A 12,684-nucleotide genomic window follows, 5' to 3' on the forward strand; every position below is an offset into this window, starting at 1 on the left:
GGTCAGATCGCGAACAGCAGCTTACGCAGCACGCTCATCAGGAAATAAATGATCAGCCATAGCGCGATGGGCGACAGATCGACGGTGCCGAAATCGGGCAGCACCCGCCGGATGGGACGCAGCGCTGGCTCCGTCAGGCGATAGATCACGTCCATGATGGTGCGCACGGTGGGGTTATAGGTGTTGACCACCCCGAACGCCACCAGCCAGCTCATGATCACCGACGCCAGGATGACGTACCAGTAGAGCTCCAAGGCCATAAGGATGACCTCGATCAGCGAGGTCAGGACTGCGTGCATCGCCGGAACCTTCAAGGCTGTTTGAATTGCGCTCCAAACCTAGCCGCGCTAGGCCCGCAGCGCAATATCCTCTAACCCTCCTGCGGTTCGATGACCGGCTGGGGGCCTTCGCCGGGAATCTCGGAGGCCTGTTGCTCCTGATCCTGGCCGCCTTGATTCTCGCTGTTTTCCTCGTCGCCTTCCGACTGCATGCCCTGCTCGTCGGCCGGGGTCGGCATCTGCTGACGCGGACGGCCATTGTTCTGATTCTGGGCGTTGATCATCCGAAAATAGTGTTCGGCGTGCTGGTAATAGTTCTCCGCCGCCACCCGGTCGCCCTGGGACGAGGCGTCGCGGGCCAGCGACAGGTACTTTTCCAGAACCTGATGGGCATTGCCGCGAATCCGGCCCTCTGGCCCGTTGCTGTCGAAGACTTGATTGGGGCGGGGAATACCACCGCCGCCGCCGCCGCCACCGCCATGCTTCTTACCGCCGCCGCCGCCTCCACCGCCGCCGCCGCCATTGGGACCACGACCGCGGGAACGCTGCTTCGGATTCACGGGACCTGTCTTCATATGCATCATTGTGATTTTCGCTCAAATCCAGTTTACCGACATCTCTGTACGGTTTTGTCCGCTACCGGGTAAGGGGCGGCGATGGGGGATTTCACGGCACTCAATCGAGGGGCGGAGCCAAGGGCTCGACGCGGTCCCCCGGCTCAGGTGGCGCGTGTTCGGGTCACCCTAGTCGGGTGGCGGCATCTTTCCAACAACTTTTTTCAGGAAATAGCGACGACACAGCGCTCGACCCCCGCCAGATCGCTTCGGATCTCGCGCACGCGCAGTCCCGATTCCGTCACCAGGGCGGCCACGTCGCCCGCCTGACCGGCGCCGACCTCCAGCGCCACCATGCCGCCGGGGGCCATAAGCCGCGACAATTGGGGCGCGATCATTCGGTAGCAGTCCAATCCATCCGGCCCACCGGCCAGGGCGAGACGAGGTTCGAACCGGGCTACTTCCGGCTCCAGCCCGTCGATCTCCCCATCGGGAATATAGGGCGGGTTCGACACGATGATGTCGAAGCGCTGGTCCAGCCCCTGCCCCCAATCGCCCGATTGCAGGCACACGCGGTCAGCCAGCCCCAAGGCCTCGGCATTGGCCCGCGCCACCTCCAAGGCCGCCGGGCTCTTGTCGACGCCCAGGCCGGTGGCGAAGCCCAGCTCGCTCAGCAGCGCCAGCAAGATGCAGCCGGTCCCGGTCCCAAGATCGAGAATGCGGCGCGGCCGTCCTCGCTCGGGCAGACCGTCCAGCACCGCTTCGATCAGCGTCTCGGTATCGGGGCGGGGGTCCAGGGTGTCGCGGGTGACCTTAAGGTCCAAGGTCCAGAAGCCGCGACGCCCCAGCAGGTGCGAGACCGGCTCGCGGTCCATGCGGCGGCCGATCAGGGCATTGAACCGGGCCGCCTCGTCCGGGCTCAGTTCCAGATGCTGCTTCATCATGATGGCTTGCGGCTGCATGGCCATCACCTCGGCCAGCAGCAGCCGGGCATCGAGGCGGGCGGTTTCGATTCCGGCGGCGGTCAAACCGGCGGCGGCCTGATGCAGCGCCTGACCGGCGGTCAGCACTATTGCATCTCCGCCAGACGCTCGGCCTGATCGGCGGTGGTCAGGGCGCCCACCACCTCGTCCAGCGCATCGCCGCTCATGACCGCGTCGATCTTGTAGAGCGTCAGATTGATGCGGTGATCGGTGACGCGCCCCTGCGGGAAGTTGTAGGTGCGGATGCGTTCCGAACGGTCACCGGAGCCCACCTGGCTTTTGCGGTTGGCGGCCCGCACGGCATCCTTGGCCTCGCGCTCGCGCTCGTAGAGGCGGGCGCGCAGCAGCTTCATGGCGGTGGCCTTGTTCTTGTGCTGGCTTTTTTCCTGCTGGCAGGCGACGGCAAGACCGGTGGGCAGATGGGTGACGCGGCAGGCGGAATCCGTGGTGTTGACGCTTTGACCGCCGGAGCCCTGGGAGCGATAGACGTCGATGCGCAGATCCTTCTCGTCGATCTGGATATCCACCTCTTCCGCCTCGGGCAGCACCGCCACGGTGGCGGCCGAGGTGTGGATGCGGCCCTGGGATTCGGTGGCGGGCACCCGCTGCACCCGATGGACGCCGGATTCGAATTTCAGGCGGGCGAATACGTTGCGTCCGGTGATGGTGGCGCTGGCCTCCTTGACGCCGCCGATGCCGGTGTCGTTGACGTCCATCACCTCGAACCGCCAGCCTTGCAGCCCGGCATAGCGCTCATACATGCGAAACAATTCGGCGGCGAACAGGGCGGCCTCGTCGCCGCCGGTCCCGGCACGCACTTCCAGGATGGCGTTCTTCTCGTCCGCCTCGTCCTTGGGCAGCAGCATGACGGCGACGTTGCGTTCCAGTTCCGGCAACTGCTCCTTGAGGGCGTAGAACTCTTCCTCGGCCAGTTCCTTCATGTCGGGATCGGCCATCATCTGGGAGGCCTGGATCATGTCCTCGCGGGCCTTGCGGAAGGCCTGGACCGCCTCAACCACCGGGTCCAACTCGGCCAGTTCCTTGGACAGCTTGACGATGGTGGTGGAATCGATGCCGTCCCCCGACGCCAGCTGCGCCCGCAGCTCGTCGTGGCGGTAAAGCACCTTGTCGAATTGACCTTCCAGATTCATGTCACCTAATCCTCGAGCCGAAACAGCGTCTTCAGGGTTTTTTCCATGGATTGCCAGTCGGCACCCTCCGCCGCCTTGTCCTTCATGACCTCGGTGGGGACATGCAGCAGGCGGTTGACCAGCAGTCGCGTCGCCTCGGCGGCATCATTGCCCGCCTCGGCCAGCGCCGCGTCGCGGATTTCGTCGAAGCGGGACCGCAGCGCCACGATGGCGGGGACCGCGCTTCGGGCCGCCCGGCCGCGCAGATAGGCGGAAGCCTCTTCCTCCACGATGCCACGCGCCGCCCGCGCCGCCGCCTCGCGCCCGGCGCGGCCTTCCAGGGCGACTTCCTCCAAATCCCCCAGATCGTAGAGGAAAGCGCCTTCCAGCCGATTGACCGCCGTCTCCACATCGCCTGGAATTCCGGCATCCACCAGGAAGATGGGACGGCGGCGACGCTTGCGCAGGGCATTGCCCACCAATTCGGCGCTCACCACCACGTTACGGCCGCCGACGCAGGTCAGCACCACGTCGAACCCCGCCAGGGCGTCGCGCAAATCCTCGAAGGCCAGCATGTGACAGTTCAGTGTCTTGGCCAGGGTCTCGGCCCGGCTGTCCCGGGGCGCGGTGACCGAAAGATCCTTGAGGCCCGCCGCCAACAGGCTTTCCGCCACAAGTTCGCCCATCTCGCCGGTCCCCACCAGCAGAGCCCGCAACCGCGAGGGATCGCCGTGAAGATCGCGGGCGACCTGAACGGCGGCGGCGGCGATGCTGACCGGGCCTTCGCCGATGGCGGTCTCGGTGCGCACCCGCTTGGCCACGGAAAAAGCGGCCTGGATATAGGCGTCCATTTCGTTGCCCAGGGTTCCCGCCTCGCGGGCCAGCCGGTGGGCGGCCTTGACCTGTCCGGTGACATGCGGCTCGCCGATCACCAGCGAATCCAGCGACGCGGTGACGGTAAAGCCATGACGCACCGCGTCCGCCCCGGTTCGCGAATAGAGATTGGCCGATACCGCCGCCGGGTCCAGTCCGGCCCGGTCCGCGAAGGCGTCGGAAACCGTCTGAATGGCGCGATCCAGGTCATTGGCGCTGGCCCAGACCTCGACGCGATCACAGGTGGACAGCACCAGCGCCTCGGCCACTCCCGCCCGCTTCAAGCTTTCCAGGAAACCCGGCGCGGCCGCGTCGTCCACGAACAGCGCATCGCGCAAGGTCAGCGAGGCCGATTTGTGATTGGCCCCCACCATGACAAGGCGATGCGCGGAACCGGGCACGGATCAGCTCGCTACAGCAGGCGGACGAGGTGTTGCTCCAGCAAATCCAGCGGCACCTCTTCCTGCGAACCGCCATCGAGGTCGCGGATGGTGACGGCGCGCCGTGCCGTTTCCTCCTGCCCGCAGATCACCGCGAAGCGGGCATTGGCCTTGTTGGCCCGGGCCATGCGCTTCTTCATGTTGCCGGAATAGCCCATATCCACCGAAATGCCAGCGCGGCGCAGCCGCTCGGCCACATGCATGGCGGCCATGTCGTCGCCCATGGGAATGACGCTGACGGGGCGCGGCAGGGGCGGTGGCTCCTCCACCAGCATGGACAGGCGCTCGACGCCGGCCGCCCAGCCGATGCCCGGCGTGCGCGCCCCGCCCATCTGGGCGATCAGCTCGTCATAGCGCCCACCGGCCAGCACGGTGCCCTGGGCGCCCAGCGAGGTCGTGGTGAATTCGAAGGCGGTGTGGCAGTAGTAGTCGAGGCCGCGCACCAGCCGGGGATTGACCATGAAGGGAATCCCCAGGGTCTGGAGCCCGGAGGTGACGGTCTGGAAGAACTCGCGGGCGGCGGGCGACAGCGACTCGGTCATCAACGGCGCGTTCTCGACGATGCGACGGTCGCCCTCGTCCTTGGAATCGAGGATACGGAGCGGATTGCGATCCAGTCGGTTGCGGCTGTCCTCGCTCAAGGCCGAACGGAAGTCCGACAGATAGGCGGTCAGGGTATTGCGATAGGCCTCGCGGCTTTCGGCGTCGCCCAGGGTGTTGATCTCGAGGCGGACCTTGGAGGCCAGACCCAACTCGCTCAGCACCCGCCACGCCAAGGCGATGACCTCCACGTCGGCCAGCGGCGATTCGACGCCCAGCAGTTCGACGCCCACCTGATGGAACTGGCGCAGGCGTCCCTTCTGCGGCCGCTCGTGGCGGAACATGGGGCCGCGATAGAACAGCTTCAGCGGCAAGGATTGGGCGAGGCCGTTGGAAATGAAGGCGCGGGCCACCCCGGCGGTGCCCTCCGGGCGCAGCGTGAGGGATTCCCCCGAACGGTCGGAGAAGGTGTACATCTCCTTGGTCACCACGTCGGAAGTTTCGCCGAGCGTGCGCGAGAACACCTCGGTGAATTCGAAGATGGGGGTCGAAACCTCGCCGAAGCCATAGCGGCGGGCGGCGGTGAAAGCGGCCTCCTCCACCCAGCGATGACGGCGGGACTCGTCGGGGAGCAGGTCGTGGGTGCCGCGAACCGGCTGCAAAGAAGACAAGGGTTCAACCTTCCTTTTTCTTGGCGGCTTCGATCTCGGCGGCACGCTTTTCCACCAATTCGACGATGTGATCCACCATGGTGCCGCCATCGACGTTATGGTCGGGCGAGCCGCCGATATAGACCTTGTGGGTATCGCTGCCGCCGCCGGTAATCCCGACCATGGTCTCGCGCGCTTCGCCGGGTCCGTTGACGACGCAGCCCAGGATGGACAGCGTCACCGGGGCGCGAATATGGGACAGCCGGTTTTCCAGGGTCTCCACCGTCTTGATGACGTCGAAGCCCTGACGGGCGCAAGACGGGCACGACACGATGCGGACGCCGCGATGGCGCAGATCCAGCGCCTTCAGCATCTCGAAGCCGACCTTGACCTCCTCGGTGACATCGGCCGACAGCGAGACGCGCAGGGTGTCGCCGATGCCCTGCCACAGCAGCGAGCCGATGCCGATGGAGGATTTGACGGTGCCGCCGATCAGGCCGCCCGCCTCGGTGATGCCGAGATGGAGCGGATAGTCGCAGGCCTTGGCCAGGCCCTGATAGGCCGCCACCGCCAGGAAGACATCGGAGGCCTTCACCGCGATCTTGAATTCGAAGAAGTCATTGTCTTCCAGTAGCTTGGCGTGTTCCAGCGCGCTTTCCACCAGGGCTTCCGGGCAGGGCTCGCCGTATTTGTCCAACAGATGCTTGTCCAGCGAACCGGCATTGACGCCGATGCGCATGGAACAGCCGTTGTCCTTGGCGGCCTTCACCACTTCCTTGACGCGATCGTGCGAGCCGATATTGCCGGGATTGATGCGCAGGCAGGCGGCACCGGCCAGGGCGGCCTCGATGCCGCGCTTGTAGTGGAAGTGGATGTCGGCGATCAAGGGGACCGGTGATTCCTTGGCGATGGCCTTGAAGGCCGCCGTGGAGTCCTCGTCGGGGCACGAGACCCGCACGATATCGGCACCGGCATCGGCGGCGCGGCGGATCTGCTCCAGCGTGCCCTTCACGTCGGTGGTCAGCGTGTTGGTCATGGTCTGGACCGAGATGGGGGCATCGCCGCCGACGGCTACCGAGCCCACATGGATTTGCCGCGACTTGCGTCGGCTGATTTCACGATAGGGGCGCAGACTCATGGACTCGTTCTTTCTTGCAAGGACGACCTCGCATCCACCGGCGAGGTGGAAGCGAGGGTTTATACCGCATCTGCGGACCGGTCCGAAAGCGACAAGCTAATTGTGGGTATCAGCCCCCCGAGGACAGCTTGTCCGGATCAAGGCGGATGTCGCGCCGCACTTGGCCGACGGCACCCAGTGCCGGAGCCTTCTTGCCGTCGATGGAGACTTCCAGTGAACCGGCATTGCCCACCATCAGATTGAGGCCGGGGCGATTGGGAACCCGATAGCTGTCGCCGCGCCGCAACAGGCGGCTCATGAGCAGCGAACCGTCCAGTTCGCGCACCTGAATCCAGCAATCGTCGCCGGTGGCCTTCAACACCACGCGGGCGTCGGCGGTCTCGCTGCCATAGATCTTGCCGTCGGCACCGGTCGTCACCCCGGGTTCCGCCTTGGGTGCTTCCGCCTTGGGCGGCTCGGGCTTGGCGGGTTCGGGTTTGGCGGGTTCGGGCTTGGGCGGCTCCACCTTAGCAGGTTCGGGCTTGGCGGGCTCGACTTTCGCTGTCTCCACCTTGGGGGGCTCCACCTTAACCGGCTCTGGCTTGGGCGGCTCCACCTTGGCGGGTTCGGGCTTGACGGGTTCGGGCTTGGCGGCGGCGGTTTCGACCGGCGGCGGCGCAACCACCCCGGCCGGGGGAGCCACCGGCTTTTCTTCCTCGGCTTCCTGGGGAGGAACCACGTCCTCCTTGGCCTTGACCTGCTCCTCGGCGGGCTTGGCGGCCTCGCCCGCGGTCTTGGCATCGCCGGTCAGGGCCGCTTGGCGGGTCAGGATGGTCGACAGCCGGTCGGGCAGCGGCGGGACGATCTCGGCGACCTTGGCGTTGTTGGCCGACAGCATATACCAGCCGCCATAGGCCACCGCCGCCAGAATGATGCCGAGGAAGATCACCGCGCCGCCAGGAATGCGGCCTTCGGTCTCCGGCGAGGGAAACGAAAGCTCGGCACGGGTGGCGAAGCCACCGGCGCCTTCCTGACGGAAGCGGCGAACCATTTCCTCGCCATCCAGCGACAGATATTCGGCATAGGTGCGCAAGAAACCGGCGGCATAGGTTCCGCCGGGCAGATCCCGATGGCGGCCCTCTTCCAAGGCTTCCAGGAACGGCTGGCGGATGCGCAGTTGCTTGGCGCAATCGGCCAGACTCTTGCCCATGCGCTCGCGGGCGGCGCGCAAGGTCGGGCCGACACCGGAGGTGGGGGCGGGCGGTGCGATCACCGCAGGCGCCACGGGCTCGGGGCTCGGCGCCGCCACGACCATCTCGGCCACCGGGGCGGCATCGGGCTCGGAAGCGGAAATGGCGGCCATATCCGGCTCGAGAACCGATTGTTCAGGCTGATCCAGGGCGGGATCGGCGGGCGTCTCGGACTTTTGCTCGGAAACGGGGGGTTCCACGGCAGATGAACCTTTCCTTCAATCCGGGATTAGCCAGGAATTCCATCCCTGTGTAGCAAACCCCGGGGGCAAGTGGCAACCATGGCGGGGCGGCCCGTCAGAGCGCCACGCCATGATCGTGAGCGAAGTTCTTCAATTTATGACGCAGGCTATGATCGGGCGAGTCCAAGAGGGTCTCCATATAGGACCACAGTTCCTCGACGTTCAGGCTGCGCACCATGGTCTTGACCGGACCGATGGACGGCGATGCCACCGACAGCGAGCGGATGCCGACCGCGATCAGTCCCATGGCTTCCAGCGGACGGCCCGCCATCTCGCCGCATACCGACAGCGACACGTCGTATTCGCGGCACTTGGCCGCCACATAGCGCATGAACCGCATCATGGTCGGGGCCAGCGTGTCATAGCGTTCGGCGATGCGGGGATTGCCGCGATCCACCGCGAACAGGAACTGCATCAGGTCGTTGGTGCCGATGGAGACGAAATCCACCAGCGGCAACAAGGCGTCCAGTTGCAGGGCCAAGGCGGGAACTTCCAGCATGGTTCCCACCCGCACCCGGATCGGCAGCGGATTTCCGACCTGGGCTTCCCGTTCGATCTCGATGTCGAGGATGCGGCGCGCCTGGACCAGTTCGGCCACCTCGGCCACCATGGGGAACATCACCGACAGTTCACGGCCGGCGGCGGCGCGCAGCAGGGCCCGCAACTGATGACGCATGACCGCCGGACGATCGAGCGTGATGCGGATGGAACGCCACCCCATGGCGGGGTTGTCTTCCTCATAGGGATTCCAGTAGGGCAGCACCTTGTCGCCGCCTACGTCCAGGGTGCGGAACACCACCGGCTTGCCCTCGGCCTGATCCATGATCTTCTTGTAGAGCAGCGTCTGGGCCGCCACGTCGGGAAGCGAGGAACGCGCCATGAAGGGCAGCTCGGTGCGATAGAGGCCGATGCCGTCGGAGCCGGATTCGTGCAGGTGCTGCAAGTCCAGCAGCAGACCGGCATTCATATGGATGGCGATCTTGACGCCGTCGCGGGTCACCGCGGGCAGATCGCGCAAGCGGGCATAGACCGCCTTGCGTAGCTGACGCTGACTGATGGCGTCGGCGAAGGTCTCGCGGATGTCGTCCGGCGGGCGGATGAAGACCTGGCCGTTGTCGCCGTCGCAGATGACCGGGTCCAGCGGCTCGATCTTGTCGAGCACGTCCTTGACGCGCCCCACCACCGGAATATCCAGGGCACGGGCGACGATGGCCACATGGGCGGTGGCCGAGCCTTCTTCCAGAACCAGACCGCGCAGCCGCTTGGGGTCGTAGTCGAACAGCTCCATCGGCCCCATGTTGCGGCCGATCAGGATGGAGTTTTCCGGCAATTCGCCGCGCGGCACTTCCTCGTCGTCGCCCGACAGGTATTGCAGCAGGCGATTGGCCAGATCCTCGAAATCGTGCATGCGCTCGCGCAGATACGGATCGGTGATCTGGCTCATGCGGGCGCGGGTATCGTCGTGGACCTTCTGGACCGCCGCCTCGGCGGTCAGGCCGGTGCGGATGGCCTCGCTGATGCGGTTGATCCAGCCCTTGTCCTCGGTGAACATGCGGTAGGTCTCGAGCACGTCGCGGTGCTCGCCGTCGCGCATTTCAGGCCGCGAGAACAATTCTTCCAACGCCGTCTTGATACCGGCCAGCGCCTTCTTCAGGCGCTCCAACTCCACATCGGGGTCTTCGGCCACCAAACGGCGGATGGTGATGCGCGGACGGTGCAGCACGGCGATGCCGATGCCGACGCCGCCGTTCAGCTTGACGCCTTCCAGACGCAGCGGCAGCAGGGCATTGCCGTCCACCGGCACCAGTTCGGAGCGGTTGACCAACTCGCCAGAGGCCACCAGCTCCGCCAGCACCATGGCGACGGTTTCCAGCGTCTCGATCTCTTCATCGGTGTAGTGACGCATGGTGCGGTTCTGCACCACCAGGACGCCGACCACCCGCGAACCCCGGATGATGGGAACGCCCATCAGCGAATGGAAGATCTCTTCGCCGGTTTCCGGCCGATAGGCGAAATTGGGATGGGCCTGGGCATCGGCCAGGGCCAGGGGGCGGGCATGGGCGGCGATGTCGCCGACGAGGCCTTCGCCCACCCGCAGACGGGTCTGGTGGACAGCGTCCTTGCGCAGACCCTCGGTGGAGAACAGTTCCAGGATGTCGCCAGCCCGCATGACGTAGCACGAGCACACCTCGGCCACCATGTCGGCGGCGATCAGGGTGACGACCTTGTCGAGGCGTTCCTGAGCGGTACCGCCGCCGGCCATGACGTCTCGCAAGCGCCCCAGCAACCGCCTCGATACGGACGTCGTGCCGGCGGTCAGCATTTCACCATCGTCGAGACCGGGCCTTCCCGGGCGGCAAGCGCCGCCACGGCCTGATCGACCAGTTCGCCGAGGATTTCGGCGGTCGCCTGTTCACGGGTCACCAGACCGACGCTTTGGCCCGCCATGACGGAGCCGTTCTCCACATCGCCGTCGATCACCGCGCGCTTCAGGGCGCCCGCCCAAAAATGCTCGATCCGCAACTGGGCTTCCTTCTGGTCGATCTCGCCCGACCGGACCCGCTGGACCACCTCCATCTGGAACAGAACGAATTTCTTGGTGGCGTTGTTGCCCAGCGCTCGGACCGGGATCACCGGGAACTGCGGGTCAACCTGTACACTGGGAATGGCGTCGCGTGCGGCGGCGCGAATGAAGGCCTGCTTGAATTTGGGATGGGCCACGCATTCGGTGGCGCAGACGAAGCGGGTGCCCAACTGGCAGCCCGAGGCCCCCATTTCCAGATAAGAGACCACCGCTTCGCCGCGACCGATGCCACCGGCCACGAAAACCGGAACCTCGTCGATGATGGGCAGGATTTCCTGGGCCAGCACGCTGGTCGCCACCGGGCCGATATGGCCACCGGCCTCGGTGCCCTCGATCACCAGGGCGTCGGCGCCCGAACGCAGCAGCTTCTTCGCCGCCACCGGCGCGGGAGCGAAGCAAATCACCTTGGCGCCGGTATCCTTGGCCCGCTTTATGGCGGAGCTGGGCGGCAGGCCACCGGCCAGCACGATATGGCCCACCTGCATCTCGCCGCAGACGTCGATCAGGGCGTCGAGATCGGGATGCAGCGTGATGAGGTTGACGCCGAACGGCTTGCGCGTGCGTTCCTGGGTGGCGTGGATTTCCTCGGCCAGCAGGGCGGGCGACATGGAGCCGCAGGCCAGCACGCCGAAACCGCCGCCATTGGATATGGCGGCGACCAGATTGCGCTCGGAGATCCACGACATGGCTCCGCCCATGATGGCCAGTTCGGTGCCGAGAAAGTCCCGACCCCGCCGCCAAAGATGTTCAAGCCGCTGCCTGGCCTTATCCATGTAATTCCCTAGGCTGCGTCGAGGCCGTATGCGGTATGCAGGGCCCGAAGCGCCAATTCGGTGTACTTTTCCTCGATCAGGACGCTGATCTTGATCTCGGAGGTGGAGATCACCTGGATGTTGATGCCTTCCGAGGCCAGGGTCTGGAACATCTTCTGGGCGATGCCCGCGTGCGAGCGCATGCCGACGCCGATCACCGAGACCTTGACCACGTTGGGATCGGAAATCAGCTTTTCGTATCCCAGCGCGCCCTTGTGCTCTTCCAGAACCTTCTTGGCCCGTTCCAGGTCGGCATTGCCGACGGTAAAGGTCAGGTCGGTGGACTTGCCGTCCTCGGACACGTTCTGGACGATCATGTCCACATTGACGGCGGCCTCGGCCAGGGGGCCGAAGATGGCCGCAGCCACGCCCGGCCGGTCGGCGACGCGCACCAGGGTAACCTTCGCCTCGTCGCGGCTATAGGCGATGCCGCTTACCAGTTCCTTTTCCACGATCTCATCCTCATCGCAAACGAGAGTCCCAGGCTTATCCTCGAAGCTCGACAGAACCTGCACCCGCACCCGGTGCTTCATGGCCATCTCGACCGAGCGGGTCTGCAGCACCTTGGCGCCGACCGAGGCCAGCTCCAGCATTTCCTCGTAGGTGATCTTGTCGAGTTTCCTCGCCTTGGTCACGATCCGGGGATCGGTGGTGTAGACGCCGTCCACGTCAGTGTAGATGTCGCAGCGGTCCGCCTTCAAGGCCGCCGCCAGCGCCACCGCCGAGGTATCGGAACCGCCGCGCCCCAGCGTCGAGATGCGCTTGTCCGGCCCCAGGCCCTGGAAGCCGGCCACCACCGCCACCTCGCCCTTGCCCATGCGCGCGATCATCTCGTCCGTCTCGATGGACATGATGCGCGCCTTGCCATGGACGCCGTCGGTATGGATCGGCAACTGCCAGCCGCACCAGGACCGGGCCGACTGGCCGATTTCCTGCAGCGCGATGGCCAATAGGCCGGTCGTGACCTGTTCGCCGGTGGCGACCACGGCGTCATATTCGCGCGCATCATGCAACGGAGCGATCTGCGAGCACCACGCCACCAATTGGTTGGTCGCGCCGGACATGGCGGAGACCACCACCGCCACCTCGTTGCCGGAATCCACCTCGCGCTTGACGCGGTTGGCGACATTCTTGATCCGCTCGATGTCGGCAACGGACGTGCCGCCGAATTTCATAACGATGCGAGCCATGCGAAAACCCTTTTGGGCCGGGCGTCCGGTCGCTCCAGACG

At 65.6% G+C, this 12,684-nt stretch carries 11 protein-coding genes; all 11 read right to left on the reverse strand.

All coding sequences use genetic code 11. The annotated features are described in order from the left end of the window. Positions 1 to 2 precede the first annotated feature (2 nt). The 11 genes from CU669_RS06050 to CU669_RS06100 all read right to left on the reverse strand — a co-directional run bounded on the left by CU669_RS06050 (position 3) and on the right by CU669_RS06100 (position 12,643). Complete coding sequence (locus CU669_RS06050; protein ID WP_112142922.1) at positions 3 to 299, reverse strand: YggT family protein; 297 nt, start codon at positions 297 to 299, stop codon at positions 3 to 5. Positions 300 to 370: 71 nt separating this feature from the next. After that, positions 371 to 838 carry a DUF4167 domain-containing protein gene (locus CU669_RS06055; protein WP_407671549.1) on the reverse strand — a complete coding sequence of 156 codons (468 nt, stop codon included), beginning with the start codon at positions 836 to 838 and terminating at the stop codon, positions 371 to 373. A gap of 218 nt (positions 839 to 1,056) precedes the next feature. Then, the gene (gene prmC, locus CU669_RS06060; RefSeq protein ID WP_112142923.1) at positions 1,057 to 1,902 is read right to left on the reverse strand and encodes a peptide chain release factor N(5)-glutamine methyltransferase; all 846 of its coding nucleotides are present in this window, start codon (positions 1,900 to 1,902) and stop codon (positions 1,057 to 1,059) included. Then, positions 1,902 to 2,966: a peptide chain release factor 1 gene (prfA, locus tag CU669_RS06065; protein WP_112142924.1), complete on the reverse strand. Its 1,065-nt coding sequence runs from the start codon at positions 2,964 to 2,966 to the stop codon at positions 1,902 to 1,904. Before prfA ends, prmC begins: the two co-directional genes overlap by 1 nt. Before the next feature lie 5 nt (positions 2,967 to 2,971). Then, positions 2,972 to 4,219 carry a glutamyl-tRNA reductase gene (hemA, locus tag CU669_RS06070; RefSeq protein WP_239988566.1) on the reverse strand — a complete coding sequence of 416 codons (1,248 nt, stop codon included), beginning with the start codon at positions 4,217 to 4,219 and terminating at the stop codon, positions 2,972 to 2,974. 11 nt (positions 4,220 to 4,230) lie between these two features. After that, the gene (gene hisS, locus CU669_RS06075; protein ID WP_112142926.1) at positions 4,231 to 5,469 is read right to left on the reverse strand and encodes a histidine--tRNA ligase; all 1,239 of its coding nucleotides are present in this window, start codon (positions 5,467 to 5,469) and stop codon (positions 4,231 to 4,233) included. Between the two features lie 4 nt (positions 5,470 to 5,473). Next, the gene (ispG, locus tag CU669_RS06080; RefSeq protein ID WP_112142927.1) at positions 5,474 to 6,586 is read right to left on the reverse strand and encodes a flavodoxin-dependent (E)-4-hydroxy-3-methylbut-2-enyl-diphosphate synthase; all 1,113 of its coding nucleotides are present in this window, start codon (positions 6,584 to 6,586) and stop codon (positions 5,474 to 5,476) included. A gap of 109 nt (positions 6,587 to 6,695) precedes the next feature. Next, complete coding sequence (locus CU669_RS21985) at positions 6,696 to 8,015, reverse strand: helix-turn-helix domain-containing protein (RefSeq protein WP_112142928.1); 1,320 nt, start codon at positions 8,013 to 8,015, stop codon at positions 6,696 to 6,698. Between the two features lie 97 nt (positions 8,016 to 8,112). Further along, entirely contained in the window at positions 8,113 to 10,380 is a 2,268-nt protein-coding gene (ptsP, locus tag CU669_RS06090; RefSeq protein ID WP_112142929.1) for a phosphoenolpyruvate--protein phosphotransferase, read from the reverse strand. Further along, entirely contained in the window at positions 10,374 to 11,414 is a 1,041-nt protein-coding gene (locus CU669_RS06095; protein WP_112142930.1) for an NAD(P)H-dependent flavin oxidoreductase, read from the reverse strand. Before CU669_RS06095 ends, ptsP begins: the two co-directional genes overlap by 7 nt. Positions 11,415 to 11,422: 8 nt before the next feature. Next, positions 11,423 to 12,643, reverse strand: coding sequence for an aspartate kinase (locus tag CU669_RS06100; RefSeq protein WP_112142931.1), 1,221 nt, complete (start codon positions 12,641 to 12,643; stop codon positions 11,423 to 11,425). Positions 12,644 to 12,684: the final 41 nt, after the last annotated feature.

The organism is Paramagnetospirillum kuznetsovii (assembly GCF_003284725.1).
Lineage (GTDB): Bacteria > Pseudomonadota > Alphaproteobacteria > Rhodospirillales > Magnetospirillaceae > Phaeospirillum > Phaeospirillum kuznetsovii.